Here is a 26,806-nt window from a genome sequence, read left to right on the forward strand (position 1 = left end):
CACCGCGGGGGAGCCGCCGCTCCCCCGCGGTGCGGCCCTGTCATGAGCACCCGGACACCCGTAGGATCGGGGGCGGACGCACACCGGCCGCGCACACGTATGCGTCCCGGCCCGCAGCGCACAGGAGTGTCAGACCGTATGGAAGCAACCGGCGGCCCGTGGTCGGGGACCGGTCTCGACCCGCTCGGCGAGCGGGTACTGGAGCACCTGGTGGGCGTGCCGTCGGCGGACGCCGCCGAGGTCGCCAGGGTGGTGGCGGTGCCCGTGGCGCAGGCGGAGGCCGCGCTGCGGCAGCTGGCCGAGGCGTCGCTGGTGCTGCGGGTCCAGGACCGGCCGGCCCGCTGGGCGGCCGCTCCGCCGCGGTTCTCGCTCGGCGCGGCGCTGGCCCGCGGGCGGGCCGAACTCACCCGCGCGGAAAGCCTCGTGGAGCGGCTGCACGAGGTGTACGAGGGAGTCTCCGCCCCGCGCACCGCGCACCTGGTGGAGTCGCTGGCCGGCGGCCTGGAGGTCGCCGCACGCTACGGCCAGCTGCTGGAGGCGACATCGGCGGAGGTGCTGCACCTGGCGAAGCCCCCGTACGTCACGGTCCCGGACGTCCCCGGGAAGCAGCCCGCGGTGGCCCCCGGGGTGCGGATGCGCTCGGTGTACGACACGGAGGGGTTCACCGACGCGCAGTCGCTCAGCACCGCCCTGCGCGGGGTGGCCCAGGGCGGCCGGTTACGCCTGGCCGACCGACTGCCGGTGAAACTGGTGGTGTTCGACCGGAAGGCCGCGCTGCTGCCGGTGCTCGGCGACCGGCCCGCGAACGGCTCGCTCGTGGTGCACTCCCCCGCCCTGGTGCAGGCGCTGGCGGCGCTGTTCGAGAGCGTGTGGGAGCGGGCGGCCCCGCTGGCGCCGGACGGCCGGGCGGGCCTGTCGGCCGCGGAAGGCGGCGCGCCGCCCCCGCCGGACCGGCGCACGCGGGAGATCCTGCATCTGATGGCCGGCGGGATGAAGGACGAGACGATCGCGCGGCTGCTCCATGTGAGCCGCCGTACGGTGCAGAAGCACGTCAGCGAGGCGGGCGCGGCGCTGGGCGCCCGGACCCGGTTCCAGATCGCGCTGCTGGCCCGGGACCGGGGGTGGCTGGACGCCCCGTCCCCGGCCGAGGAGGCCGGCGCCGGCCGGTGAGAACCGGAGTCGACGCGTGAGGCGGTCCGGCGGCCGGGGACAGTCGGTTGACTGAGGGGGACCGCGGGCGGCGCCTGCCACCGCCGGCGACGCCCGGACCCCGCCCACGTCCGGGGAACCGCGACCACCGGGGCAGCCGGTCCCGGCAGGGGGTGCGCCGCCCGGCCACCTCACCGTCGGACGGCATGATCCGGCACCGTCAGGTGACTGATGTACGCGGGTCCGGGGCGGGCAAGAGTAGCGGTCAGCAGCCATCGTCCAACAGGAGAGTTCCCGTTATGAGCGGCAATCGACACGACGAAGGGCGGTCCCGGGCCCGGGCGGCGCGCCTGCCTTCACTGTCCCTGAACGTCCAGCGCGTGCTGGAATCGAGCTCCTGCCGGCAGACCGTCCGGGCCACCTTCCGCTACGACCCGGACACCCCCCTGGTCGTGACCGTGGTCTTCCGCGTCCACAGCGGCCAGCAGGTCACCTGGCACCTCGGCCGGGACCTGCTGTACGAGGGCATGTACGCGCTCAGCGGCATCGCGGACGTGCAGGTCTGGCCGACGGAGCACGACGACGAGCGGCCGACCGCGTGGCTGAAGATCTCCTCCCGCACCACCGCGGCCCTCTTCGAACTCCCGGTGCCGCCCCTGGCCGAGTGGCTGGAGGACACCTACGCACTCGTACCGCCCGGGCAGGAGAGCACGGAGCTGGACTGGGACGCGTTCGCCGCGGGCCTCACCGCCGACCCCGACGTGTCGGCGGGCTGAGCCCCGGCGCGCCGGCCGGCGGAGGCGTGCCGGCCGGCGCGGACACCTGTGCGGGCCGGCTCAGGCGGCCTCGGCCGTCGCGGCGTGGCGCAGCTTGCGCAGGGCGTTGTGCTGCCGGGACTTCACCGTCCCGGCGGGTACGCCGAGGATGTCGGCCGTCTCCTGGATGGTGCGGTCGCGCAGGTAGATGTGCACCAGCACCGCGCGGTGCTCCGGTGACAGCCGCTGGAGCAGCGGCCTGACGACCATGGCGTGCCGCACGGTCTCCGTCTCGTCCCTCGCCGTCGCGGCGTCGACGTAGGTGACGCCCACGATCTCCTTGCGGGCGTGCGGCTTGCGCACCCAGTCGATGACCAGGTGCCGGGTCACCGTGAAGAGCCAGCTCCGCAGCGAACCCTCCATCCCCGTCAGCCGATCGATGTTCCGCCAGGCCCGGATCATGGTCTCCTGGACGACGTCTTCGGCGAGACCGCGGTCGTTCAGCATCCTCTCCGCGTACGAGACGAGCCCGTCCCGGTGCTCCCGCACCAGAGCACGGAGCACGTCCGGTCCATTCACGGCCCTGGGGGGCGTAGTCATGGGGTTCTGAGCCATCCTGGTTCTCTGTCGCGCAACAAACGGAAGGCTGGACACAGCCTTCTCTTCCGCACCATGGCAGGGCCGAGTGCCAGAAGAATGCTGCACTTGTGTCACCGCGGGGCAGGCGGTGACACATGGAGGGCACTCGCCGTCACCACGCGGGGGGGAGGCGGTCCCCGTCACCGCACCAGGGCCTTCGGCTGCGGGCACCGCTGGTCGCCAGGTGTGCCGCCGCACCGGCTGCCGGATGCGGCACACGGGGAATCGGGCCGTCCGCCGCATCCGTCCCCCGCACGACTGAATCCGCACAATTGCCACCCTCACACGTGCGGGGAATGATAGATGTGCAGGAGGAGGCACCTTTCCCGCACACCGCACGCCGCCGCGCGCTCACGGCGTGGGTCTGCCGGGGTGGGTAGCATGCGCAGCATCAATAACACCAAGGGAGTGAACGGTTGTGACCAGCCAGTCAACCGCCACGCTCCGGTCGCGGTATGTCGAGCAGGCCGCGTCGGATCTGGAAGAAATCCGTCGACAGCAGCAGGAACTGACCGAGAGGATCAGGGTGCTTCAGCAGGAGGAGGCACTGCTCGTCGACATCCTGACCCTTGCCGAGCGCACCCCCTCCGAGGAGGCGTCCCCGCTGCCCGAGCAGGCACAGGACGAGCCGACGCTCGCCCCGGCCCGGTCATCCGCGGCCGGCGCGCCCCGGGCCGCGGGCGGGCGGGCCACCGGTTCCGGTGCCACGCGCGGTCGCGCCGCCGGGGGTTCCGCCGGCAAGAAGGGGCGGCAGCCGTTGCTCGGTGATCTGCTGATGGAGTTGCTCGGTTCCCATGACGAGCCGCGTCTGGCGAAGGAGTTGCGGGACGAGCTGATGGAGCAGCACCCGGACCGGGAGCCGACGCCCCAGGTGGTGCGCAACACGCTGGAGTCGCTGGTCGCCAAGGGCCGCATCCGCCGGCACCGGCAGCAGCGCTCGGTGATGTACTCCCTCGTCCAGTCCGCGAAGCCGGCGGCAGCGAAGAGCTGATCCGGCCGCGGCTCCCCGGTGCTGCGGGTGCGGCTCCGTACGGTGGTCCGTGCGGACCCGCACCCGCGCCGGGGTGCGGGGGTGCCGCCCGCGGGGGTGTGGCCTGCGAGGTTCTCCCACGTGCGGCCGGGAGAGCGGCGCACATGTACCGGCGTGCTCACACGTGTCACCACGGTCGCGTCGTACCCGCACGCCTCACTCCTCATGTCCTGCCCTGGGCCATCGCGGCATCGATGACGCGTCGCGTGGTCCGGTGGCTCACCCAGGTGGCGAGCCGGCGCAGTTCCTCCCGGGAGGCGGGGTCGTCCTGCCGTGCCAGCGCGATCACGGCGGCATGGGCCAGCTTCGGGCTGCGCGGCCCGTGCCGGGGTACGGTCCGCAGGCCGACGCCGACGAGGCGGACCAGGGTGTGCGCGGAATCCTCGTCCGCCTCCGTGAAGGACAGCAGGCAGATCAGTCCCCGTGCGGCATTCACGTTGACGGGGTCGAGCCGCTCGTTGACCGCCGCGCCCGTGCCGTCGGCCGGCTCGGCCAGCGGGCGGGTCCTCGGGCGGCCGGCCAACGCCAGCCAGGAAAGGATGCGGGTCCGCGCCGCGCGCACGCCGAGGGCGTCCAGCAGGGTCCGGCCCACCTTCTCCCAGCGCGCGCCGGGCTCGCCGGCGTTGAGCGTCACCGCGTGCGCCAGCAGCGCGGGCCAGCCCTCCCCCAGGGCCGCGGTCTCGGCGAGAGCGGTGTCGGCCCACAGCTCCCCCACGTTGAGCGCTGGGCCGCGAAGGGAACCCGCGAGGCCCCTCCACGCGCGGTCCCCCACGAGCTGCGCGGTACGGCGCACGGTGGCAACTGTGGCGGGCGGCAGGTTCCTGCCCGCGGCCACCTCCGCCCGGACCAGGTGCAGGTAGGTGTGGTTCTGGAGGACCCAGTGCTCCCCCACCGATGCCACGGCCGCACGCCGCTCGTCGGCCAGGATGTCGACCGGGAGGCCCTCCGACAGCGCGACGCACAGGTGCAGCAGCCCGTGCCCGAGACCCGGGCCCGCCGGCGCCTGCACGACCCGGCCGGGCAGGGCGGCCACCAGGCGGACCCGTACCTCGGCCGGTTGCGCGGCCAGGTGCTCGACGACGTCGCCCCACACCATCCGGAGGTCGCCCAGGCTCGCGTGGAAGGCGTCTGACGCCACGTCCAGCGCGCCCTCCGGGAACCCGCCGCGCAAGGCCGCGTCCACGCGCTCCCGGTAGCTCGGCCCGGCCATCGCCTTCCTTCCCTGCTCACGTGTGGGTGACTGCCTCAGGTGCCGTATCCGGCCCCGCCCCCGCTCTTCCGCCGCGCACGACGGAGGAGGCCCTGCCCCGGACAAGAAGGGCAGGGCCGTGTCGGAAAGCTCCAGCCATGGCTTTTCCGACGGTCGGACGGAGAAGGGGGGTTCTCCGTCCGGTCAGGTCCGGCTCGCCTGCGCGCGAGCACGCGGGCGGACCGGTCCTGGTGCCGTCCGGCCGGGAGTGGGCAAACCGGACGGCGCCTTCCCCGCGGCCCGTGCCGGGTTCGCGGGAGTCTGCAACCTTCAAACGTGGGCGAGCGGCCCGGAGTTCACGACGGAAGCGGTGAGCGAGTCAACTCGATCGCGGCGCGGGGCAGACCGGCCCCCGAAGGAAGCTGTCCGCGGTCGGGCCGTAACCCGACATCATCGCGGTCTCGGCCCAGGAAAGGACCAGTTCGGGAGCGGGCCACCCGCCGGCGGCGCAGTCAGCGGGAAACAGTGCGCCGGGAGAGACGGCCGGACGTTGGCGGCGGGAGGAGAGCCGCCGCCACAGCCGGGCGGGGGCTCCCGCCGGGGCTGCGTCCTGGCGCCGGGCGGGAGGCCGCGCCGGTGACGCGCCGGCCGGCCACGGGGAGCCCTGGGTGGACATCAGGCGGCGAGCGCGTTGATCGTGACGGGGATGTTGTTGCGGGTCGCCTTGGAGTACGGGCAGGTCTGCTCGGCCGCAGCGGCGAGCTCCTCGGCGGTGGCCTGGTCGACGCCGCCGAGCACCGGGCTGAGGACGGCCGAGAGACCGAACTCGCCGTCCTCGCCGTGCGTGAGGGTGACCTCGGCGGTGATCTCGGTGCTGGTGAGCCGGATCTTCCGCTGGGCCGCCACCCGGCGCAGCGCACCGAGGAAGCACGCCCCCCAGCCGGCCGCGAACAGCTGCTCGGGGTTGGTGGCGTCGCCGGGCCCGCCGAGCTCCTTGGGGAAGGCCAGGGTGGTGTCGATCAGCCCGTCGTCGGAGCGGACCGTGCCGCCGTTGCGACCCTCGCCGGTGACGTTGACGCGGGCGGTGTAGGTGACGGTCATGGTCTTTCCCATCTCGGTATGTGTGTGAACTGTCTGCGGGAGCAGGACCAGCCATTTCGGCCGGGCGGTGAACTTTCGTCACCCGCTCAGGCAGTGACTTGACTATGTCACCCAATCTCGTCACCAGTCAAGCTAGTGACGAATGAGGAGGCCTCTGCCGGGCCCGTCCTGCGGGCAGCACGAAGCGGGGCAGGGGCTCGATGCGTGCCCCTGCCCCGCCTGCGCGTCCGCGCGTCCGCGCGACCGCTCGCTCGCTAGGGTGCGGTCAGGCTGTAGACGCCCAGCTCGCTGATCCCCATCTGGCCGCCGGTCTGGCCGCCCTGGTCGGGGCGGTCGACGATCAGCCGGAGGTAGCGTGCCGTCACCGGCTTGTCGAGCTGCACACCGGTGACGCCCCCGGCGCTGCCGGAGTGTCGGCCCACCGTGTACCAGGTCGAGGCGTCGGTGGACACGTCGATGTGGAAGTCGGTGGCGAACTTGTCGTCCGGCTGCAGGAGCGTGACGAGGCTGATCGGCTGCGGGGCCCGCAGATCGACCTGCTGGATCCAGCGGTACTGGCCGGTCACCTGGGACCAGGTCGCCGGGTCGCCGTCGGTGGCGTAGGACGGCAGCGAGTTCGGCTGCATGTCCGCCTGGGTGCCGTCGACGAACAGCGCCTGGGTGGGTGCGTCGAGGGCCAGGTTCGCCGCTGCGGACGCGGGCGCGTAGGCGCCGACCTCGCTGATGGCCATCTGGTCGCCGCGCTGTCCCCAGTCGTCGGGCTTGTCCGCGACGATCCGCAGGTAGCGCGCGTGCAGCGGTGCGGAGAACTCCACCGGCACGGTTCCCGCGTTGGCGTCGTGGACGGTGCCGGCCGTCGTCCAGTCGGTGCCGTCGGTGGAGGCGTCCACGTGGAAGTCGGTGGCGTAGTGGGGTTGCGGCATCCCGACCGTCGCGGAGCCGAGCGTGTCCACCGTCCCCAGGTCGACCACCAGTTGCCAGCGGAACTGACCGCTTGCCTGCACCCAGGTGTTCGGGTCGCCGTCGGTGGCGTCGGACGGCTGGGTGCCCGGCTGGAGGTCGGCGGTACTGCCGTCGACGAACTGCGCCTGCGCGGGCCGGTGCAGGGCGAGGTTCCTCGGGGCGGGGCCGGCCGGGGCGGCGGCCAGGTGGGCGTACTGCGGCTCCAGCCCGGCGTTGGCGACGAGGGACGCCGGCACGCCGGTGCCGTCGGCGGCGATCTGGGTGTTGTCCAGCGTCAGGTTGTCCGGCGTACCGCACGGCCAGTCCGGTGTGGTGTTCTCGACGTAGTTGCCGGTGAAGGAGAAGCCGCCGTACGGGAGGGAGTCCTCCTTGCAACCGCCCATGGAGAAGGTGCCGTTGGCGAACATGGCGTTGCCGGTCATGGTGATGTTCGTGCTGCCGCCGTCGGTGTAGATGGCGTGGCCGCCGTCCGCCCCGTTGTCGTTGCGGACGATGTTCCCGCTGATCAGCAGGCCGTCGGCGAGCGAGTCGCCCTCCTGGCCGAGCACGTAGATGCCGCCGCCGTCGGAGCGCAGCTGCATGGCGTCGAAGACCAGGTTGTCGAGGATCTTGTTGCCGGCGGTCTTGGTCGGGGTGTGGCCCCAGCCCCAGTTGGAGCTGATGCCGCTGTACGGGACGTCGTTGACCTGGTTGTGCTCGATCACGTCGTCGCGCGTGTAGCTCTGGAAGATGCCGACACCGCCGGTGTATTCGGAGGCGACGTCGTGCACCCAGTTGTCGGCGACGGTGTTGCGGGCCGGCAGCAGCGTGACGTCCGCGGGAGCCGCGTCGGCGCCGTTGCCGATCTCGACGCCGTTGCCCGAGATGTCGGTGAACTCGTTGCCCTTGAGCACGGAGTCATCGACGTTGCGGCCGAGTTGGAGTCCGGCCGCGCCCAGGTGCTGGAAGGTGCTGCCGGTGACGGTCAGCCCCTGGGTGTGGTCGAAGACGACGTTGCCGGGTGTCATCGTCCAGTTGCCGTAGGGGCAGGTGCCGGGGTCGGTGGAGGAGTAGCGATCGCACGATCCCTGCTTCTCCCAGGCGTCGTCACCGGTCAGGTGCATGTTGGCCTGCACCTCGGAGAAGCCGTCGGGTCCGTTGGGCTGCGTCCAGCCGCCGTACTCGAAGGAGATCCCCTGGAACGCCACGTCCTTCAGGGGACTGGCCTCGGTGCCGGTTCCGGAGACCAGGGTCTGCAGCCGCGGGATCTCGACGTCGGCGGTCCTGAGGTCCTGGCCCTCACGGGGTTTGTAGTAGACGGTGTGCGCCGTCTTGTCGAGATACCACTCGCCGGGGTCGTTCAGCAGTTCCCTGGCGTTCTCGACGTAAGTCGGCGTATCGGCGTTGACGCCGTACGGCTTCTTGGTGGAGTTGTCGAAGCAGGGCTGGTCCATGGTGACGGCGGTGCCCGACACGGACGCCACGCCGCAGTAGATCTCGGTCCAGCCGACGTCGTAGACGAACTGGACGTCGGAGATGTTCTTCCAGCTGTCGAGGGTCGTGTCGGAGGTGGTGTAACCGGTGGCGGTGCGGGTGAAGCCGGTCGGGTGGGCGCCCCGGGCGCGTATGCCGCGTACTCCGTCGACGTACATCTGGCGGGTGTCGGTGCCGGCCGGCACCTTGGCCTCCCAGACCCCGTCGGCGTCCTGCGTCCAGCCCTGGACGCGCTCGCCGCCGCTGAGGACCGGGTGCGCGCCGGGCGCGGCCTCGTAGGTGACGTGGTGGCCGGACGTCCCGCCGTCGCCCTTCGCGGCGTCGAGCGCGAGGGTGCTCCCGAGCCGGTAGGTCCCGCCGGCGAGGACCACGTCGATGTCGGCCTGGGCCGTGCGGCTCGCGGACCGCACCTCGCTCTGGGCCGTCGTCAGGGCGCACGGGTCGTGGGACGAGCAGGTCCGGCCGTGTCCGTCCGGGGACACGGAGAGCGTGATGGCCGGCAGGGCCGAGTGGGACGGGGCGGCGGCCGCGGTCCAGCCGGTGGACAGGAAACCGGCGAGCAGGGCGACGGCGGCGCCCGCGCTCACCGCGAGACCACGCCGGCGTGGTCGGGTCTTCTTCATGCGTGTCACTCCCGAGGCTTCGTTGATTCGAGGCGTTTCGTGGTGGAAAGAGACGTCATGGGGTACGGAGAGGTGGAGTTGGAGGGGGATGTGCGGCGGCGCCGACCGGCGCGGGCGCGGCCCCGCGGGTCATTCCTTGGTCGCGCCCGCGAGCATTCCCGAGACGAGGGTGCGCTGGGAGAAAAGGAAGAGCACCAGCACCGGCAGGATCGCCACGATGATGGCCAGCGACAGCTCGGGGATGGTGATGTTGAGGCCCGCGCCGGCCACCGGGTTGAAGGACGGCGTGGACGTCAGGAGCTGGTTCAGGCCGACCTGGATCGGGAACTCGTCGCTGTTGGGCAGTACCAGGTAGGGCAGGAAGAAGTTGTTCCAGTTGCCCACGAAGCTGAAGAACGCGACCAGGCCGACCACGGGCTTCGCCAGAGGCAGCGCGATCCGGGTGAACAGCTGCCACTGCGTGCAGCCGTCGATGCGTGCGGCGGACAGCAGGTCGCGGGGCAGGCTGGTGGCGAAGTAGATGTACACCAGGTACACGCCGAACGGGTAGAACGAGAAGGGCAGGATCACCGACCAGACGGTGCCGATCAGGTGGAAGCGGTTCAGCTCCAGGAAGATCGGCAGCACCAGGGTGGCCGACGGCATGATCATGGTGACCAGGGTGGCGATCAGCAGCGTCTTGCGGCCGCGGAAGCGGGTCAGCGCCAGCGCGTAGCCGGCCGGCAGGCTGGTGACCAGGGTGAGCACGAGCGAACCGAGCGAGTAGACCGCGGAGTTGCGCAGCCAGGTCAGCAGCGCGTGGTCCTGGAAGTCGTACAGGTGCCGCCAGGCGGTGCCCACCTGGTGGAAGGAGCCGAACGACAACGGGTTGTCGTGCACGATCTGCCCGGCGGTCTTGGTCGGCGCGAGGAGCAGCCAGACCACCGGGAGCACGAAGAACACCAGCAGCGCGGCCAGCAGCACCCCGACGACCAGGACGGAGACCGCCTTGGACGGGGTGGCACGGCGGACGGCCGGGCGCTGCGCGGGGGCGGAGGTGGTCATGGCGTCATTTCTCTTCGATCGTGAACATGTTCGAGCGCCAGACCAGCAGGCCCGCGCACAGCAGGCCGAGGGCCAGCAGGAAGACCGAGATGGCGGCGGCGCCGTTGAAGTCGCCCTGCTGGAAGGCGTAGACGTAGGCGAGCTGGTTGGGCGACCAGGTGGGGCTGATCCGGCCCAGGCTCGCGGTCTGCAGCAGTTGCGGCTCCACGAAGAGCTGGGTGCCGCCGGCGAACGCGAGGATGGTCATGTAGGCGATCCACTGGCGGATCATCGGGATCTGGATGTGCCAGGCGCTGCGCCAGGGTCCCGCGCCGTCCATCTTCGCGGCTTCCAGGACCTCGTCGGGGATGTTGTTCAGCGCCCCGTACATCACCACCATCCAGCCGCCCGCGCCGGTCCAGAACGCGATCAGCATGAAGATCACCGGCAGGTCGCCGGGGGCGAGCACCGCCGCGAAGCTGTCCAGGCCGATCGCCCTGAGCAGCCAGGAGACCGGGCTGACGTCCGGGTCGAGCATGAACAGCCAGACCAGCACGCTGGCGACGCCGGCGAGCGCGCCGGGGATGTAGTAGAGGAACCGCAGCAGCGCCGACAGGCCCGGCCTGACGCGGCTGCGCAGCACGACGGCCGCGAGCACGGTGAGCACCACCAGGGTGACCAGCCACAGCACCAGGTAGAGCAGCACGTGGCTGAAGGCCGGGCCGAACCGGTAGTCACGGGCGACCTTGGTGAACTGGTTGATGCCGGTGAACTGCCCCGCGTCGTTGGTGAACGCCAGGTAGAAGGCGTAGCAGGTGGGGAACACGCCGAAGGCGAGCAGCAGCACGGTGTAGCCGCCGGCGAAGAGCCAGCCGGCGAGGCCGGCGGCCCGCCGCCGCGGCTGGGTGCCGCGGCGGCGAGCGGGTGCGGCGACGGGCGGGGTGTCCACGAGCGTCATTCGTTGGTCACCTTGTATCCGTCGGCCTTGGCCTCGTTGCTGATCGTCTTCTGCCAGGCGGGCAGGGTGGAGGTCAGCGACTTGCCGGCGGTCAGCGCGGGCAGGACGACGCTGGACCAGGCGGTGGCGTCGGAGAACTTGGTGTTCGACCAGCCCGTCCACACCTCGTCGGCGGCCTGCTGGAAGGGTCCGCTGACGTCGTCGGCGAAGTAGGAGCTGTTGGCCGGGTTGGACAGCCACGCCTTGGCCGCCGGGGCGTAGGCGGGGTAGGTCGGCGCGGCGGTCTGGTTGGCGTCGGAGGTGGTCAGCCAGGTGGCCAGGTCGGTGGACGCCTTCAGGTTCTTGCTGTGCGAGGAGACCATCCACACGCCGCCGCCGACGTTGCCGGTGGTGGGGGTGGACTCGCCCGGCCAGGTCAGCGGGGCGGCGGCGGCGATCTGCCCGGCGGGGGTCTTGAACGCGGTCTTGAACAGGTACTGGCCGTACCAGGACGGCCCGTAGGCCATCAGGACCTTGGAGCCGCTGTCCTTGGCGAAGCCCTGGCTGAAGAAGCCCTCGGTGCTGACCGACTTGGCCGAGATCAGCTTGTCCAGCAGGGTCGACATCCGGGTGCAGTCCGGGTCCTTCAGCGCCACCCGCAGGGTGCCGGGCTGGGTCTCCTGGAAGGCCGGGCACTGGCTGGACCAGAGGTACGACTCCTGGGAGTTGGTGTCGCCGACCGAGCCGACCAGGTAGCCGGGGTGCTCCTTCGCGACCTTCTCCCCCAGCGCCTCGTACTGCGCCCAGGTGGTGGGGACGGTGTAGCCCCACTGGTCCATCAGTTTCTTGTTGTACCAGAGCACGACCTGCGCGATGTCGTTGCGCAGGCAGTAGGTGTGCCCGTTGAACTGGCACGGCGTCAGCGAGCCCTTGGCGAAGCCGCCCAGGGTACTGGCGGGTACCAGCTTCTGGTCCAGCGGGGCCGCGAACGGGGTCGCGCCGGGCTTGGTGGGAGCCGACGCCCAGGTGACGTCGGTGGGCGAGCCGAACACGACGTCCGGCCAGCCGCTGCCGGTGCGGTCGAAGAGCTGCACCTTGGTCTGGAGGTAGGTGGAGCCGTCGGCGCCGCCGTCGTAGGTGACGATCTTCATCTTCACGTCGGGATGCGACTTCTGGTACGCCTGCACCGCGGGCAGCCGGGTGGAGTCGGCCCATACGGTGATGGTCGAGCCGGCCTTCTGGGCGACCGGCTGGAACGCGGAGTGCCCGGACTGCTTGGCGGGGCTGCTGCTGGTGTCGGCGCTGGCGCCGCAGCCGGCCACCAGTGCGGCGGCCGCGGCCAGGGCGGTGGCCGCCGACGCGGTACGGGCCACGCGGCGGCGCGGGGCCGTTCTCGGAGATCCGGAAGACCTCATCGTCTTGCCTCTCTGTTCTCTGTGCTCACGTGCGGCTGTTGTTCAGCGGGGCTGCTCGACGAAGGCACGGAGTTCCGCGCCGTAGCCGTAGTCGAGCGGCAGGGCGATGCCGGGCCCGGTGGGGGCGTGCACGAGTCCCTGGTCGTCCACGTGGCGCTCGCGCACGACGGTCGTTGCGGTGACCAGGGACTCGTAGTAGGTGGTGTTCGAAATGGCCATGCACAGGTGGTGGTTGGGGATGTCGGAGCCGTGCACCTCGGCGCGCACCCGGAAGGCGTCGGCGAGGTGCGCGGTGCGCATGGCGCCGGTGACGCCGCCGCGCAGCGTGGTGCTCGCGCGCACGCCGAAGGTGGCGGCGCCGGCCCGGATGAAGTCGGCGGAGTTCATGTGTGCGCCGTCGGAGGTCTCGGCCACCAGCAGGGGGACGTCCACGCGTTCGGCCAGCTGCCGGTAGGCGCTGACGCTGAACTCCCGCATCGGCTCCTCGTACCAGAGGTAGTCGGCCTCGGCCAGCGCCTTGCCCAGGAAGATCGCATCGGGCAGGTCGAAGCCCGCCGACCCGTCGTACATCAGCGGGACGTCGGGGCCCACGTGCCGGCGCAGCGCCAGGCACAGGGCGGCGTCGCGGCGGGCGTCGCCCCAGGCATGGAGCTTGATGCCCCGGTAGCCCAGGGCCAGGCACTGGTCGGCGACGTCGAGGAACTCCTCGGTGGTGTCGAAGGTGGACGTGGAGGCGTAGGCGGGTATCGCGTCGCGGAACCCGCCGAGCAGCTGCCACACGGGCTGGTCGGTGACCCGCCCGGCGAGGTCCCACAGGGCGGTGTCGATCAGGCCGAGGGTCGGGAGGGGTAGTTCGTGGATGCGGTCGAGTTCCCACATCCGGTGCCACAGCCACTCCCGCTGGAAGGGGTCGGCTCCCATCAGCTCGTCGCGGAAGACGCGGTCGACGAGATCACGCAGGGTGACGGCTGCTCCGGGACGGGCGAGCAGCGCCACTCCCTCGGCTCCTTCGTCCGTGCCGATGTGCAGGACCGCGCCGTCGCCGACCGGAGGGCTGCCGGCCAGGCCGCGCCGCCACCGGAAGGGCGGGTCGGCCGCGGGGACGTCGATCCGGTGGACCTCGACATGAGTGATCTTCATCCGTGCTTTCTGTTTCTGTGAACGGACCGGCTGGGGAGGGCACAAGGGCATGCGGAACCACGGCCCGAGGAGACGACGGCCCGCGGAGACGATGTGCCGCAGGCCTGTTCGACGCCGCGGCGGCCGGGCCGCAGGGGTCCGGACACGGCGCCTTGGGAGGGTGGTGGGCGCCGGAGGGGTCAGCGCCGGGGCACGCGAGCGGGCACCGGTGGAGTCAGGCTGAACAGCCGGTCGCGGATCTTGCGTTCGACCTGGTGGCGTGTGGTGTCGATGTGGGCCTGCATCAGTTCGGCGGCCTCCTCCGCGTCGCCGGAGGAGACGGCCTCCGCGATGGCGAGGTGCTGCTTGCCCGCCGCCTCCATGGACCCCGGCACGTCTCCGTGCAGGAGGAGGATGTCGGTCTGGGACATCAGCCGGCGGATGGTGCCGACGCTGGACCGCAGGAACAGGTTGTGCGCCGCGGTCCCGACCGCGTCGTGGAACTGCTCGTCCGCGAGGGCGAACGCCTGGACGTCGTCGGAGAGAGCGGCGTCGAGGGACGACCTCGCGCTCCTGGCGATGGCGCGGACCTCCAAGGGGGTGGCGAGCGCGGCGGCCTTGCGGGCGGTGTCGGACTCGATGAGCTGCCGGTAGTCGATCAGCATCATCACGTGGTCCATCTGGGTCGGCTGGAAGTGCGCGAGCCGGTCGTCGTTGAGCGCCCCGGGCGAGGCGGCGACGAAGATGCCCGCGCCCCTGCGTACGCTGAGCCGGCCGATCGCGGCCAGCACCTTGATCGCCTCCCGCGTGACGTTGCGCGTGGCGCCGAGGATCTGCGCGAGCCCCTGCTCGGTCGGCAGGCGGTCTCCCGGTTTCATGTTCTGCTCGGCGATGTAGGTGAGCAGTTGCTCGGCCACCAGCTCGTAGCCCGGACGGTAGGGCGCGGCCGGCTTCTCGGCTCCCTCCGACGGCACGGCACGTTCGCCAGGCACACCCACAACTTCCCCCTCGGCTCGATGAGTCGGATTCATTTGCGCCGTCACTATGACACCCGGATGACACGGAGGGAAGAGTCGGGTCAATTTTTCTTCCGACCGGCAACGAGCGGCCCCGATCACGCTACTTGCGAGGGTGCGCAGCAGCACCGGTCCAACCCGTTGCGCCGCCCACGGGCCCCGCTTATCGTGCTCCCGGCGCGATGAAGCAGATTCATCCGCCGAGGATCGAGCCGCCGAGGACGATGAAGGAGATCCATGAGAGCCCCATCCGGCGCCGCGAGGTGAACAGCAACCCGCTCGGCCGTACCGGCGTCACGGTCACCGCGCTCGGGTTCGGAGCCGCGCCCCTCGGCAACCTCTACCGCCCGCTGGCCGCACCCGACGCGCTCGCCGCCGTCGACGCCGCCTGGGACAGCGGAGTCCGCTACTTCGACACCGCCCCGCACTACGGACTCGGCCTGTCCGAACGCCGGTTGGGCGACGCGCTCGCCGGACGCCCGCGGCACGAGTACGCCGTCTCCACCAAGGTCGGCCGCCTGCTGACGCCCAACCGGGCACCCACCGGCTCGGACCTGGCCGCGGGCTTCGCCGTACCCGACACGCTGACCCGCAGGCCCGACTACTCCCGTGACGGTGTGCTGCGCAGCCTGGAGGACAGCCTGCGGCAGCTGCGCCTGGACCGGGTGGACATCGTGTACGTCCACGACCCCGACGACCACCTGGACGAAGCCCTGGACCAGGCGCTGCCCGCCCTCGCGGACCTGCGGGACCAGGGCGTCGTCGGTGCGATCGGCGCGGGCATGAACACGGTGGCACCGCTGTCCCGGATCGCGGCGGAGGCGGACGTCGACGTGCTCATGGTGGCCGGGCGCTGGACCCTGGTCGACCGGAGCGCGGCCGCGCTGCTCGACCTGTGCGTGCGGCGCGGGATCTCCGTGGTGGCCGCCGCCCCCTTCAACTCCGGCCTGCTCAGCCGGCCTTGGCCGACGGACGACGCGTCGTACGACTACGGTCCCGCCCCCGGGGCGGTACTCGATCGCGCCCGCGCGCTCGCCGAGGTGTGCCGGCGGCACGGTACGGTCCTGCCGCACGCCGCGATCCGCTTCCCGCTGCGCCACCCGGCCGTGGCCTCCGTTGTGGTGGGCACCCGCACAGCGGCGGAGGCGACGTCGGCCACCGGCTGGGCGATGTCCGAGCTGCCCCCGGGCACCTGGCCGGAGTTGGACGCGCTCATCCCCTGACGGCACCGCGCGCCGCACGCGTCTCCCAAGATTCTTGGCACGTGGTGGAGGCGACCGTGGCGGCCCGCAGACCGGAACGTGCGGAGGCGTTCGCCCGGCGGGCGGCCGGGGAGTTGGGCATCAGGGTACGGGCGGTGCGAACGGTGGAGGAGGCCGCGCGTGACCACGATGTCGTGGTCGTCGCCACGGACAGCGCGGCGCCCGTCCTGGCCGCCGACTGGATCGCGCCCGGGACACATGTGACGACGCTCGGACCCAAGACGGCCTCGCGCCATGAAGTGCCCGCGGCCCTGGCCGACCGGGCCCACGTGATCGTCACCGACTCCCTCGCTCAGGCGGCCGGCTACACCGAGCCGCACATCTTCCCCGCCGGCCGGATGGTCGACCTGGGTGCCGTCCTGTGCGGCGCGGCGACGGGCCGGACCGAGCCCGACCAGATCACCCTCTTCTGGTCCGTCGGTCCCGCCGGCACGGAGGTCGCCGTCGCCGCCGCACTGTGGGAAGCAGCACATCAGGCACAGCACGGCCACGGTTCGCCCGCGCGCGAAACCGGGTGATCCGCGTCGCCCGCACCTCGCCCGCACCTCGCCGGCACCGATGTGGGACGGTGAAGCCCTGTCGACATCGCCGCGCAGCGCGTCCTCCTCGATCGCGGTGATTGAATGGACCACGCTTTCGATCCGACAAGGAGAGTCCTGTGCCCCTGGTGTCTGTCGTGATGCCCGTGTACAACTCGGCAGCCACCCTCGGCTCAGCCGTACGATCGGTACTCACCCAGACCCATGGCGACCTGGAACTGCTGGTCACCGACGACGAGTCCACCGACGGCTCCATGGACCTGCTGCGCGAGTTCGCCGAGCAGGACAAGCGCGTGCTGCCGGAGTCTGCGCCCGAACGGGGCGGTGCGGGCCGTGCACGCAACCTCGCGATCCAGCGGGCCCGCGGGGACTACATCGCCTTTCTCGACAGCGACGACATGTGGCTTCCGGAGAAGACCGAGAAGCAGCTCGCCTTCGCCGCGGAGGCCACCGCACCCTTGACGTTCACCTCGTACTTCAAGATGGACGCCGACCACGACGGCGAGAGCACCGACTGGGTCCCGAACGGGCGGGTGATCCGTGCGCGGGAGCACGTGGACTACCGCGCGATGCTTGTTCAGGACCACATCGGTGCGCTCACCGCCATGTACGACCGCAATGTCCTCGGCACCCGGCTGATGCCGGAGATGCGCAAGCGCCAGGACTACGCCCTCTGGCTGTCGATCATGCGGGACGGCGCCGACGCCCGGGGGCTGGCCGAGCCGCTTGCGGTGTACAGGGCCCACCAGGCGGGATCGCTGTCCTCCAACAAGCTGTCGCTGGTGGAGTACAACTGGGCCCTCTACCGCGAGCACGAGCAGCTGTCGGTCCCGCGGGCGACGCGGGCCCTGGCCGGCGCGGTATGGCAGTCACTGCGCAACTCACGCATCTAGATCGGCCGGCAGGCCGGCACTCATGGCCGAGCCCGTGACCACTGGACAGCGACTCGCCGCGCGCCAGCTCCAACCGGCCCTGCGCGGCGAGGACTTCACCGGACAGAACGTGGTCTCGGCCAGGACATCGCGATGGCGATCCACCCTGTGCTCCTTCGTGGACGCCGACCTGCGCCACGCCGCACGGTTCATTCGTCCGCGGCGTCGTCGGCCTCCCAGCGCAGCAGGTCGCCCGGCTGGCACTGGAGCGCCTCGCAGAGCGCGGCGAGCGTCGCGAAACGCACCGCCTTGGCGCGGCCGTTCTTGAGTACCGCCAGGTTGGCGGGCGTGATGCCCACGCGATCCGCGAGTTCGCCCACGGACATCTTCCGCTTGGCCAGCATCACGTCGATGTCGACGGCGATCGGCATCAGATCACCTGGTCCAACTCCGCCTGCATCTGCGTGGCTTCGACGTCGCGCGCGACTGCCTGGGCGAGCAGCGTCCGCAGCACGAACACGATGAGGGCCACTCCCAGGATGGCCACGCCGACCCCGCCCATGATGAGGCTCACGCCCGGGTCGTCCCGCTGACCCGGTGCGTTGACGATCGTGACCGCGAACCACAGGAGAGCCGCCACCACGATCGCGCCGATCACGGCGTCGACGTACCGGAAGGCGGTGTGCGAGAACACCGTCCCGCGTCGCACCATCGTCACCAGCCGCCAGACGCAGATCAGGGCGATCTGCGCCGACACCATGCCCAGGATCGTGATCACGCGCAGCGCGGTCAGCGGAGCGGACCCGTCCTCGGGGTCACTTCCGCTGACCAGCACCCACACCATCGACGCCTGTACGAACACGGTGCCGACGAGCACCACCCCGAGCACGGCGCGCAACGCACGCACGGCCAGCTTTCCCATGACGCGTCCTCCCATCGACTTGCGATGGGAATCTATCGAATGTCGATAGGTCGGGCAAGGGTCGGACCGGGAGACAGGCGACAGGCGCCTACGGCTCGACCCTTCTCACTCACCGCTCAGTTGCGCCCAGGTGTAGCTGTCCATGCTGTCGTGGGGGCCGATCCTGGAGAGTTCCGCGCCGTCGCGGCCCACCGCCACGATCAACGGTCGCGTCCCGCCTTGACTCGTGGACGGGGACCTCCAGGCGACGATGAGCGCGCCGTGCGGAGGTACGTCGATGCGGCGTTCGCCGAGAAGGAGGTGGTCCACTTCGGCGGCCACGTGGATCTCGTCGGCCCCGACCCAGTGGGACGTCTCGCCGAGCTCCGGGCGATGCCGCCGAAGGCTGTCGGCGCGGCTCAGACCGCCCATGCCTCCCCCGAATTCGATCATCCCGACCTGCCCGGACCGGCCCACCGCCCGCCGTTCCGCCGGCAGGCCGGCGCTGGACCCTGCGCCTCCGCCGGTGGAGCGCCACTCCCGACCGCAGCGCTCGAACAGCCCGGTGTACGCCTCCGCTCCCGCCGAGCCGGGACGCCACACCACCCAGACCGCTCCGATCCCCGCGTCGAGGTCGAGGTCGCTCGACACCACCGTCAGCCAACGGCGCGGCAGCCAACCGGGCTGGGTCGGCTCGCCGTTGGTCACCCGACGCACCACCCTGGGCAGGAGGACGTTCATCCTGCGCTCGATCCGGCGCATCCGGCGTAACTCCGCGCGACTCGGCATGTTCGTAGGTTACCGGGATGAAACGGGGTCCGGCGAAGCCGGTGACGATACGTCAGATCAGCTTACGTCCCGATTCGTGTGATTGTCTGCGCCCAAAGGATGACTTGTGGGAACGTGACCGTACCCGACCGCGCCGAGGGGAGGCGCGGCAGGAGACCGGGGCGGGAGGCAGATCCCGCCGGAGGAGGGTCCGTGCTCATCGACGGGAGCAACACCTACACCAACGCCACCGCCGTCCATGGTGTCGAGCCGGCCGTGAAGGCCCTGGGCGCCGAAGCGCCGAAGGCGGCCACCATCAGGCGCCGGCTGCTGACCGTGCTGGTCATCAACGCCGCGAGCGACGCGTCGCAGTTCGACATGGCGGACGTGGTACGCGTCTACCGCGACCTGATCGCCCAGGCGGTCCAGGAAGAGCCTGTGACGAGCGCCGCCCGTCACTGGTGCCAGGCGCGGATGGGCAACGACGCCGCTCTCGCGGCCGAACTGGAGCTGGCGTTGAACCGCCAACCCACCAAGCTGGCCGAGCTGAGGAGCCGGCAGAACGTCGTGATCGCCCGGGGCTGCGGGCCCCGGCAGGCCAAGGAGATCCTCACCCACGTGACGTTCGGCGGGCTTGCCGCCAACCTCGTCCTGCAGGGGCCGCCGACGGCGGATGACGCCGACCGTCAGACCGGCCTCGGCGAGAAGGACACCGCGAACGGCCCGATCGAGGAGTGGTCGCTCGGCCAGCAGAAGGGCTTCTCCAGCGACGGCTTCATGCTGATCGCCGAGGCCGCCGTCGCGAAGGTGACACTGCCGCGGTCCGACGCGGCCGCCGTCGAAGGCGAGGCGGGCGTCTGCGGGTACGCAGCGGCCTCGTTGGAACGGGTCGCGATCCTGAGCGAGGGCCCACCGGTCACCGACCCGCTGGAGCGGGAGGTCCAGCGGATCAACGACCGACTCTCCGTCAGATCGAATCCCGGCGTAGCCCTCCTCAAGGAGGCAAGGCGCCAGCGCATCGAACAGTAGCCAAGGCGCCACCACGGGTACGACCTGCCTGACTCGTGCCTCGACGTTCGACCCGGCGCCCCCGCCAAGCCGGTCGGGGACGCCGGGGCCGGACCCCGCGCCGTGGAAAAGGGTTCCCGCCCCGGGCCTGACGGCAGTTGCCGTTCCAGGACGTGATCCGGGACGTGGACCCCGAGCAGCTGACAGCCGTCCGGATCTACCCGCTCTTCTGGGACGAGGCCGGCGCCCTGGAATGGGTACGCGGGTGGTTCGACCCGCTCGTCCCGTTCTTCGGCGCCGCCGCCCGAGCGGGCGAGGCCATGCTGGTCTGGCTCGACTGAACTTCCGCGCCCCCGGATGGCAGAGGCACAGATCCCCCCGGATCCCCGCAGCAGCCAGCGGCGGAGCCGGACACGCCTGGCCACCGCTCAATATTCCGCATTCACTGCGAAATGTGATGGACTGGGGTGATATGTGATAGCTCCGTAGGAGGAAATCGCCATGGCGGGCAAACCCAGCATCGTCTTCGCTCACGGGCTCTGGGCGGACGGGTCGTGTTTCAACAAGCTCATCCCCACCCTCCAGGCCGAAGGCCACGAGGTGTTCGCCTCGCAGCACGGCCTCAACTCGCTCGAGAGCGACGTGGCGTGCGTCAACTTCACGCTGAACCACGTCCCCGGCCCGATCGTGCTCGTCGGTCACTCCTACGGCGGGACGCTGATCACCAAGGCGGGCACCCATGACCGCGTAGGTGCCCTCGTGTACATCTCCGCGCTCGCGCCGGACGAGGACGAGACGTCGCAGCAGCAGCAGGACAAGTTCCCGCCCACGCCGATCTTCGAACAGGTGGAGGTCGTCGACGGCCGCGTGTGGATGAAGCCGTCGGGCGTCCCGCACTTCTGCGGCGACCTCCCGGAAGCGGAGCAGAAGCTCGTCCTGGCAACGGGCGCCGTTCCCGTGGCCGACCTGTTCAACCAGCAGGTTCCCGGCACCGCCTGGCGGACCAAGCCGAGCTGGTTCATCGTCGCCAACAACGACGAGACGGTGCATCCCGACCTGGAGCGGGCCGCCGCCGAGCGCATGGGCGCGCAGGTCCGCCCCGTGGACAGCAGCCACGTTCCGATGCTGTCGCATCCCGACTTCGTCCTCGATGTGATCCGCGAGGCCGCGAAGTCGCTCCAGGGGTAGACCCGCGGCGCTGCCTCCCCACGCAGCTGAAGCAGGCGCGGCGGCCCGCGTGTGACCCGGGCCGCCGCAGGCTTCCCCCGGGCCGGCCGTAAGGCGCCGGGCGTCACGCCTTCAGGGCGCTGAGCGGGAATCCGGTGCGCGCGTCGACGGCGTAGGCCGACCAGTCGTCGACCGGACGGACGCGGAACCGGGCCGGATCGAGCTGCACGGCCACGACGAAGACGACGACATCGCCGAGCCGCTGGTAGCCCATCGAGAACCCGTCCGCCGTGGCGGTCTCGGCGCGATCCTCTTCCGTACCCGGTCCGCTTCCGGACCCGGCGATCCCCGTCCCGGTTCGCGTCCAGAGAGCCTCGGAGTTCGCGAGCGCGTCGATGGCCTGGTGGGTGGCGAGCGGTCCCCGCGGCCGTGCGGCCAGGGGAAGCGCGTCACCGCCGAGGGCCAGGTGAGCCGCCCGGAACCTCGCCTCCGCTCGGTCGTAGCGGCGACCCGACGTGCACACGATCACGACGGAGCCGGCCGCCGCCCACCCGAGATGCACCTCCTCCGCGGGCGCACCGATCAGCCCGTCCCAGTGGCTGAACCACCGCCGGGCGGCCGCACCCCCGCCTGCCGCGACGTCGCCGTCGTCGAACTCGTGGAGACCGAACTCCGCCGGAACGAAGCGTTGTTCCTCGACCATGGTTCCCCCTGTCGTTCCCCCGAGGCTACTGAACTCGTCGGCGGGTGGCGGATGTTGCCCGACGGTCCCGGCGGACCGCGTCGTCAACGGGGAATGGAACTCGATGCGGTCGAGCGGCGAAGGATGGGTGAACCACCCGAACAAGCCCAAGCCTTCGAGGCGTTCAGACGACGGAAGGAGCCCCGATGGCCGTCGAGTCCCCGGGCGTCAGTGCCCGCGAGGAGAATCGCGAGGACGACGACGCCCGCGTGATCGCGCGGTCCCGGGATGAGCCCGAGCAGTTCGCCGCGCTGTTCGACCGGTACGCCGACGCCGTGCACCGTTACGTGGCCCGGCGGATCGGTCCCGAGACGGCGGAGGATCTGGTGGCCGAGACGTTCATGACCGCGTTCCAGCGACGCCACACCTACGACCCCCTGCGTGCGGACGCCCGCCCGTGGCTGTTCGGCATCGCGACCAACCTCATGAGCCGGCACCGCAGAGCCGAAGCACGCCGTTTCAAGGCGCTCGCGAAGGTTCCGGAGCCGGTGGAGGACGAGGAGCCGGTCGCGGACCGCGCGGTCGCCAGGGTCGGCGCCACGGGGGTGCGCCGGGAGCTGTCCGCGGCCCTGGCCAAGCTGTCCGCCCGGCACCGGGACGTCGTCCTGCTGGTGGCGTGGGGCGACCTCGGCTACGAGGAAGTGGCCCAGGCGCTCGGGGTACCGGTCGGCACCGTCAGATCTCGGCTGAACCGGGCTCGCAGCAGGTTACGCGAAGCATTGGGCGGGTCCGATCCGACAGCTTTCCGGGAGGAAGACGCCCATGCGTGACATCGACGAACTGGAAGAACTGCGGGAGTACGACGCGGGGGCTCCCCCGCTCGACAACGCCACCCGGGGACGGATGCGGGCACGGCTGCTCACCGCGATGGACCCCGAGAACGCCGCCGCCCCGGCGCCGGCCGTCCGCCATCGCCGCCCCGTCCTGCGCATCGCCCTGACCGTCATGGTCGCCGCCGCGGTCGCCGGCAGTGTCCTGGTCGCCGTGCACGACGACGGCCGCGCCAAGGGGGGGACGGCGGCACCGTCGTCGACCGGTTCCCCGGCCCTGCGGAACGTCAGCGCGCAGGTGGTGCTCGACGGCGCGGCCACCTACGCCCGGCAGCACGAGCAGCCGGCCAGCCCGAGGAACGACCAGTTCATCTACACCAAGGAGATCATCAAGGAGACCAACCAGCGGACCGGCGCCACCAGGACCTACACCGACGAGAACTGGCGGTCGGTGGACAACTCGAAGCCCTCCTGGGTCATGGAGATCGGCAAGGGCTGGTGGTCGCCTCCGCCGCCGAAGAACGAGACCGTGTGGCCCCCGGAGGACTGGGCAACGCTGAAGAAGCTTCCGACCGATCCCACGCAACTGATCCTTTGGCTCGTCGAGGGACCCAACGGCAAGGACCACTCCCTCAGCCGGCTCAACAACATCGACTGGTCGCTGGCCCACTTCGAGCTTTCCGGGCTGCTCAAGCTGGTCCCGGTGATGCCCGCGGGGCTGCGCCCGGCGGCGTACGAGGCGCTCGGCATGTTCCCCGGGGTGAAGGTGGTGCCGAACCAGAAGGACGCCAAGGGCCGTACCGGCGTGGCCGTCACCTACGACGACCCGACGCGTCCGAAGGGGTCGACGGGCTTCGGCGGCTACTTCATCTTCAACCCGAAGACCTACGAGTTCCTCGGCTTTCGTGACCAGAGCACCTCGGGCAGCGGAAAGAACAGGAAGACGTACACCCAGCTCTCCTCCCTCGACACCTGGGCCGTCGTCGACAAGGTCAAGGAGCGGCCGTAGCCGGGGATGGCCCCGGCGGTCCCCTGAGGGCGGCCCGGGCCGGAGGGTCCCGCGGCCGCCCTCGGCGTACTCGACCCCTCACGGGACGGACGGCGGCCCGTATGCTGCGATCATGGATGACCCCGTACTCACCGCCCGCGAACTGGTGCGGGACCGATTTCCCGCCGCCCGGGCGGTCTTCCTCGCCGGCAGCGTGCTGACCGGCCGCCGGACGCCCACCTCCGATCTGGACATCGTGGTCGTCATGGACGGGCCGCCCGCCCCCTGCCGGGAGAACCTGGTGTACCGGGGCTGGCCGGTGGAGCTGTTCGTGCAGACGGAGGCCGTGTGGCACGGCTTCGCCGACGAGGAGACCGCGAAGCGGAACTCGCCGTTGCTCGCCATGTGCGCCGACGGCATGCTCCTGGTCGACGCGGACGGGCTCGGCGCCGCGCTCCAGGACGAGGCGCGCCGGCGGCTGGCCGCGGGTCCGGCGCCGTTCTCGGATCCCGAGCGCGACTACCAGCGGTACATCCTGACCGACCTGCTCGACGACCTCCGCGGCTGCACCGACCCTGCCGAGCGGACGTACCTGGTCGCGTACACGCTGCAGCGCGCATCGGAGCTGGTCCTCCTGCTCGGCGGGCACTGGCTCGGCGCGGGCAAGTGGCTGTCCCGGCGCCTGGCCGACGCCGCCCCCGAGGTGCACCACGCGTTGTCCGAGGCGGCCGCGGAGGCGATCGCCGGGGACACGAAGCGCTTCGCCGAGGTCGTGACAGGCGTACTGGACCTGGCCGGCGGCCCGCTGTGGGACGGGTACGCGGTCCGATGAGTCGGTAAGGGCGATCACACTGACCGACGCCGAAAGGGCCAGGCACGAACCGTGTTCCAGCTACCTGCCTCCGCGCCTGACCTCCTGAACGCGGGGCCCGGTCCACATTCATCCACCACGTCGACGGACTACTGATACCAGTCGTCGCTGCCGTCGGCCAGTGAACGGCCCAGGTAGTCCGTCAGGTCCCCCGCCACCCAGCGGCGGCTGTCGGTCTCGTGCTCCCAGACGAAGATGTCCGGCCGCTGGGGTGTCTGCACGAAGGCGAACTGGTCCCCGCCTCCGTTGTCCCCGAAGAAGAGCAGAGCATCGAACGGCATGTACAGCTGGGCGAAGGAGCTGTCCGTGCGGAAGAGCAGGTTCTGCTCCACGATCTGCTCGACCGGCCAGACGGTGTCCACCGCGGAGTGCCCGATCATGCCGTCGCACTCCAGGAGCAGCTGCCTCAGAGCGCCAGGCAGCTCACGTCCGAGACGGTGCTCCGCGTCAGCGAGGGCCGCCATATGTGCGGGGCTCCGCAACTCTGTCCCAGGAAAGGCTTCGAGAGCCGCTTCTCGCCACATGGCCCGAAGGGTACTGATTACCCGGGTGACGGTGGGGTCGTGGGGTAACAGAGCACTCCGGCGAGGGGGTCGCCGGACTGTCGCGCGGGCCGCCGGACGACCATCCCGTGCTCCTCCTCCCACCGTCCGGCGCCAGGGAATCGGCGAACGGGACCGGCCTCATCATTCAGTTCCCCGCACCTTCACCGCGCAAGAATGCAGAGCGGGACCGGACGATGTCCAGTCCCTCGTGGATCGAGCAACCGAGTTGGTCCCGGAACGACTTGATGGCCGTGAGGGTCATACCGCTGCGGATCTCCTCGTCCGCGAAGGACAGCGGGCCGGCCGTCCAGGGGGCGGACGCGGGATCTCCACCGGGCCAGTCGACATCGGTCAGGGTGACGAGCAGGCGGCCGTCCGAGAGCGCCACCGCCACGTCCCTACCGCGGGCCGCCTTCTCCGTGAAGGCAACGGGTGCGGTCCGGTCCAGGAGGAAGAGGAAGTGCTGGGCGAAACGCTGGCGCCCCTCATGGGGTTCTCCGTCGGCGTCCAGGCGCAGGTTGGAGTTCCAGGCCGCCTGGGCGAGAACCGACACGAACAGCCCGAGGAAGTCCGACGTCAGCAGGTCGTCCGCGTGCTCGATCAGGATCGCGAGATCCTGGTCCCCGTGGCCGGGACCGTGCCAGTCGTGGAGGCAGTCCACGAGCGCGTCCCAGTTGTGGCCGAAGCAACCGAGGAACGAGAGCTCCCGGGCGAAGGTGCGGAAGACGGATGCCGGATCCCGCATCTCCCGGCCGTCCAGTCGCAGGACCAGACCGTTCCGCTGCACGAGCGCGGCCGTTTCCGACGCCAGCCATGGGTCCGACGAGGAGGTGAACACGACCCACGGGGAACGGCGTTCCGTCAGAGCGGGCACGGTCGTCATGGGCGAGATCCTCGCACGGCACGGGCTCGGAGCCGGAGCGATTGACGGAGGTCGATCGTGCTCGGCGGACGACGCCCGCCCGGGGCAAGGAGGTTGGGGTCGCTCGCGCCGGCGCCCCGGCCTATGGGGAAGGTCGGCTGCCGGTCAGGAGGGTGCGGACGTAGACGGTGTGGGCGTGGAGGAGTGTGACGGTGCGCTCGGTTCCGCCCGGCAGGAACGGCAGGGTGAGCAGGGCGGGGACCATCGCAAGCAGGGACAGCAGGACGGCCGGGGCGAGCAGGGCGACCAGGAGCACGCGCTGGAGGGCGCCGGCGGTGCGGGGCGAAGGCAGCGGAAGAAGGGTCATGTCGGCAAGTACAGGCCCTGGAGGATCCGTTCACCCAGCGTGAGGAACGGACTCGGTGAACCTCCGCCGACTGCGAACGATCCGGTACGGGAGCCGGTGTTCCGCGCGGGCCGGACATGGAACCGCGGGGTGTTCCGGATCGTTCCGTCAAGTCCAACACCGCTCCGCGCGCTGCCCTTTAGCCTGAGGCCATGCATCGCCGGCGGGGGGAAGGACATGGGTGACAGCGCCAGCCCGGACAGCGGCGAGCCGCACGTCCAGGAGAGCTTCGCCCGGGAACTGTCGCTGTTCGCAAAGCAGTTGCGTGATCTGCGGCTGGATCGGGGGAACCCGTCGCTGCGGGACATCGCGCGCCGTGCCGAACAGGTCCAGGTCCTGCGGCCGTTGCCGCTCGGAACGCTCAGCGACGTCTTCAACGGGAAACGGCTGCCCCGCCTGGAACTGCTGCTCACCCTGGTCCGCACCCTGCTGGCCTTCGACGAGGACGGCCGGCCGTGCCAGGCCCTCACCCCCCGGTCGGCGGAGCTCGACGTCTGGCGCAGCCGCTGGCGCGCGCTCGAGGCGCTGCGCACCGCAGCCCGGGTGGCGTCCCCACCGCCCGATCCGCCCGCGCCGGACCTGTCGGGCGCCGACGCCACCCCGCATGTGCCAGACACGGATGCCACCCCGACCGATCCCGCGGCATCCGACGCGCAGGACGCCGCATCCCTGT

At 71.1% G+C, this 26,806-nt stretch carries 28 protein-coding genes; 12 read left to right on the top strand and 16 right to left on the bottom strand.

Annotated elements, in window-relative coordinates; all coding sequences use genetic code 11:
- Positions 1 to 138 precede the first annotated feature (138 nt).
- Complete coding sequence (locus C4U44_RS35790) at positions 139 to 1,170, top strand: helix-turn-helix transcriptional regulator (RefSeq protein WP_103890262.1); 1,032 nt, start codon at positions 139 to 141, stop codon at positions 1,168 to 1,170.
- A gap of 278 nt (positions 1,171 to 1,448) precedes the next feature.
- On the top strand, positions 1,449 to 1,925 hold the full coding sequence (locus C4U44_RS35795) for an SsgA family sporulation/cell division regulator (RefSeq protein WP_200823523.1): 477 nt from the start codon (positions 1,449 to 1,451) through the stop codon (positions 1,923 to 1,925).
- 60 nt (positions 1,926 to 1,985) lie between these two features.
- Here C4U44_RS35795 and C4U44_RS35800 read toward each other — a convergent pair whose 3' ends face one another.
- On the bottom strand, positions 1,986 to 2,468 hold the full coding sequence (locus C4U44_RS35800) for a sigma-70 family RNA polymerase sigma factor (protein WP_235032607.1): 483 nt from the start codon (positions 2,466 to 2,468) through the stop codon (positions 1,986 to 1,988).
- Positions 2,469 to 2,961: 493 nt separating this feature from the next.
- Here C4U44_RS35800 and C4U44_RS35805 point away from each other — a divergent pair, with 493 nt between their 5' ends.
- Positions 2,962 to 3,534, top strand: coding sequence for a BlaI/MecI/CopY family transcriptional regulator (locus tag C4U44_RS35805; protein WP_103890264.1), 573 nt, complete (start codon positions 2,962 to 2,964; stop codon positions 3,532 to 3,534).
- 202 nt (positions 3,535 to 3,736) lie between these two features.
- Here the strand turns inward: C4U44_RS35805 and C4U44_RS35810 are convergent, their stop codons facing one another.
- The 8 genes from C4U44_RS35810 to C4U44_RS35845 all read right to left on the bottom strand — a co-directional run bounded on the left by C4U44_RS35810 (position 3,737) and on the right by C4U44_RS35845 (position 14,408).
- On the bottom strand, positions 3,737 to 4,783 hold the full coding sequence (locus C4U44_RS35810; protein ID WP_103890265.1) for a hypothetical protein: 1,047 nt from the start codon (positions 4,781 to 4,783) through the stop codon (positions 3,737 to 3,739).
- 654 nt (positions 4,784 to 5,437) lie between these two features.
- Positions 5,438 to 5,863 (bottom strand): Ohr family peroxiredoxin, encoded by a 426-nt coding sequence (locus C4U44_RS35815; RefSeq protein WP_103890266.1) that lies wholly within the window; start codon positions 5,861 to 5,863, stop codon positions 5,438 to 5,440.
- A gap of 254 nt (positions 5,864 to 6,117) precedes the next feature.
- Positions 6,118 to 8,922 carry a discoidin domain-containing protein gene (locus tag C4U44_RS35820; RefSeq protein WP_146088422.1) on the bottom strand — a complete coding sequence of 935 codons (2,805 nt, stop codon included), beginning with the start codon at positions 8,920 to 8,922 and terminating at the stop codon, positions 6,118 to 6,120.
- A 129-nt stretch (positions 8,923 to 9,051) separates the two neighbouring features.
- Positions 9,052 to 9,966: a carbohydrate ABC transporter permease gene (locus C4U44_RS35825; RefSeq protein ID WP_103890268.1), complete on the bottom strand. Its 915-nt coding sequence runs from the start codon at positions 9,964 to 9,966 to the stop codon at positions 9,052 to 9,054.
- Positions 9,967 to 9,970: 4 nt separating this feature from the next.
- Entirely contained in the window at positions 9,971 to 10,903 is a 933-nt protein-coding gene (locus tag C4U44_RS35830) for a carbohydrate ABC transporter permease (protein ID WP_103890269.1), read from the bottom strand.
- A complete protein-coding gene (locus C4U44_RS35835) occupies positions 10,900 to 12,297 on the bottom strand; it encodes an ABC transporter substrate-binding protein (RefSeq protein ID WP_103890270.1) in 1,398 nt (465 codons plus the stop codon). The genes C4U44_RS35830 and C4U44_RS35835 overlap by 4 nt, the downstream gene beginning before the upstream one ends.
- Positions 12,298 to 12,339: 42 nt before the next feature.
- Positions 12,340 to 13,437 carry an enolase C-terminal domain-like protein gene (locus C4U44_RS35840; protein ID WP_103890271.1) on the bottom strand — a complete coding sequence of 366 codons (1,098 nt, stop codon included), beginning with the start codon at positions 13,435 to 13,437 and terminating at the stop codon, positions 12,340 to 12,342.
- A gap of 179 nt (positions 13,438 to 13,616) precedes the next feature.
- Entirely contained in the window at positions 13,617 to 14,408 is a 792-nt protein-coding gene (locus tag C4U44_RS35845) for a FadR/GntR family transcriptional regulator (protein ID WP_235032608.1), read from the bottom strand.
- Between the two features lie 206 nt (positions 14,409 to 14,614).
- On the opposite strand from C4U44_RS35845, the gene C4U44_RS35850 reads away from it, so the two are divergent.
- From C4U44_RS35850 to C4U44_RS35860, 3 genes are all read left to right on the top strand, one after another.
- Complete coding sequence (locus tag C4U44_RS35850; RefSeq protein ID WP_407642937.1) at positions 14,615 to 15,655, top strand: aldo/keto reductase; 1,041 nt, start codon at positions 14,615 to 14,617, stop codon at positions 15,653 to 15,655.
- Between the two features lie 41 nt (positions 15,656 to 15,696).
- Positions 15,697 to 16,212, top strand: coding sequence for a hypothetical protein (locus C4U44_RS35855; RefSeq protein WP_235032609.1), 516 nt, complete (start codon positions 15,697 to 15,699; stop codon positions 16,210 to 16,212).
- A gap of 140 nt (positions 16,213 to 16,352) precedes the next feature.
- Positions 16,353 to 17,126: a glycosyltransferase family 2 protein gene (locus tag C4U44_RS35860; protein WP_103890273.1), complete on the top strand. Its 774-nt coding sequence runs from the start codon at positions 16,353 to 16,355 to the stop codon at positions 17,124 to 17,126.
- A 188-nt stretch (positions 17,127 to 17,314) separates the two neighbouring features.
- Here C4U44_RS35860 and C4U44_RS35865 read toward each other — a convergent pair whose 3' ends face one another.
- The 3 genes from C4U44_RS35865 to C4U44_RS35875 form a co-directional block, all read right to left on the bottom strand.
- Positions 17,315 to 17,536, bottom strand: coding sequence for a helix-turn-helix domain-containing protein (locus C4U44_RS35865; protein ID WP_103890274.1), 222 nt, complete (start codon positions 17,534 to 17,536; stop codon positions 17,315 to 17,317).
- On the bottom strand, positions 17,536 to 18,027 hold the full coding sequence (locus C4U44_RS35870) for a DUF2975 domain-containing protein (protein WP_103890275.1): 492 nt from the start codon (positions 18,025 to 18,027) through the stop codon (positions 17,536 to 17,538). The genes C4U44_RS35865 and C4U44_RS35870 overlap by 1 nt, the downstream gene beginning before the upstream one ends.
- Before the next feature lie 105 nt (positions 18,028 to 18,132).
- On the bottom strand, positions 18,133 to 18,795 hold the full coding sequence (locus C4U44_RS35875; protein WP_146088423.1) for a hypothetical protein: 663 nt from the start codon (positions 18,793 to 18,795) through the stop codon (positions 18,133 to 18,135).
- Between the two features lie 192 nt (positions 18,796 to 18,987).
- On the opposite strand from C4U44_RS35875, the gene C4U44_RS35880 reads away from it, so the two are divergent.
- The 3 genes from C4U44_RS35880 to C4U44_RS35890 all read left to right on the top strand — a co-directional run bounded on the left by C4U44_RS35880 (position 18,988) and on the right by C4U44_RS35890 (position 20,970).
- Entirely contained in the window at positions 18,988 to 19,803 is an 816-nt protein-coding gene (locus C4U44_RS35880) for a hypothetical protein (protein WP_103890277.1), read from the top strand.
- A gap of 137 nt (positions 19,804 to 19,940) precedes the next feature.
- Entirely contained in the window at positions 19,941 to 20,123 is a 183-nt protein-coding gene (locus C4U44_RS35885) for a DUF1877 family protein (protein ID WP_103890278.1), read from the top strand.
- Positions 20,124 to 20,283: 160 nt separating this feature from the next.
- The gene (locus tag C4U44_RS35890) at positions 20,284 to 20,970 is read left to right on the top strand and encodes an alpha/beta fold hydrolase (RefSeq protein WP_103890279.1); all 687 of its coding nucleotides are present in this window, start codon (positions 20,284 to 20,286) and stop codon (positions 20,968 to 20,970) included.
- A gap of 103 nt (positions 20,971 to 21,073) precedes the next feature.
- On the opposite strand, the gene C4U44_RS35895 is transcribed toward C4U44_RS35890, so the two are convergent.
- Complete coding sequence (locus C4U44_RS35895; protein WP_103890280.1) at positions 21,074 to 21,652, bottom strand: hypothetical protein; 579 nt, start codon at positions 21,650 to 21,652, stop codon at positions 21,074 to 21,076.
- A gap of 185 nt (positions 21,653 to 21,837) precedes the next feature.
- Here C4U44_RS35895 and C4U44_RS35900 point away from each other — a divergent pair, with 185 nt between their 5' ends.
- The 3 genes from C4U44_RS35900 to C4U44_RS35910 all read left to right on the top strand — a co-directional run bounded on the left by C4U44_RS35900 (position 21,838) and on the right by C4U44_RS35910 (position 24,281).
- The gene (locus C4U44_RS35900) at positions 21,838 to 22,461 is read left to right on the top strand and encodes an RNA polymerase sigma factor (protein ID WP_103890281.1); all 624 of its coding nucleotides are present in this window, start codon (positions 21,838 to 21,840) and stop codon (positions 22,459 to 22,461) included.
- Positions 22,454 to 23,470, top strand: coding sequence for a CU044_5270 family protein (locus C4U44_RS35905; protein WP_103890282.1), 1,017 nt, complete (start codon positions 22,454 to 22,456; stop codon positions 23,468 to 23,470). The genes C4U44_RS35900 and C4U44_RS35905 overlap by 8 nt, the downstream gene beginning before the upstream one ends.
- A 112-nt stretch (positions 23,471 to 23,582) precedes the next feature.
- Positions 23,583 to 24,281 carry a nucleotidyltransferase domain-containing protein gene (locus C4U44_RS35910; RefSeq protein WP_103890283.1) on the top strand — a complete coding sequence of 233 codons (699 nt, stop codon included), beginning with the start codon at positions 23,583 to 23,585 and terminating at the stop codon, positions 24,279 to 24,281.
- Positions 24,282 to 24,409: 128 nt separating this feature from the next.
- On the opposite strand, the gene C4U44_RS35915 is transcribed toward C4U44_RS35910, so the two are convergent.
- The 3 genes from C4U44_RS35915 to C4U44_RS35925 form a co-directional block, all read right to left on the bottom strand.
- A complete protein-coding gene (locus tag C4U44_RS35915) occupies positions 24,410 to 24,844 on the bottom strand; it encodes an SMI1/KNR4 family protein (RefSeq protein ID WP_103890284.1) in 435 nt (144 codons plus the stop codon).
- Positions 24,845 to 25,010: 166 nt separating this feature from the next.
- Complete coding sequence (locus C4U44_RS35920) at positions 25,011 to 25,748, bottom strand: barstar family protein (RefSeq protein WP_103890285.1); 738 nt, start codon at positions 25,746 to 25,748, stop codon at positions 25,011 to 25,013.
- 121 nt (positions 25,749 to 25,869) lie between these two features.
- The gene (locus C4U44_RS35925; RefSeq protein ID WP_103890286.1) at positions 25,870 to 26,094 is read right to left on the bottom strand and encodes a dTMP kinase; all 225 of its coding nucleotides are present in this window, start codon (positions 26,092 to 26,094) and stop codon (positions 25,870 to 25,872) included.
- Positions 26,095 to 26,806 lie beyond the last annotated feature (712 nt).

It is taken from the genome of Actinacidiphila yanglinensis (assembly GCF_900107965.1).
In the GTDB taxonomy this organism is placed as follows: domain Bacteria; phylum Actinomycetota; class Actinomycetes; order Streptomycetales; family Streptomycetaceae; genus Actinacidiphila; species Actinacidiphila yanglinensis.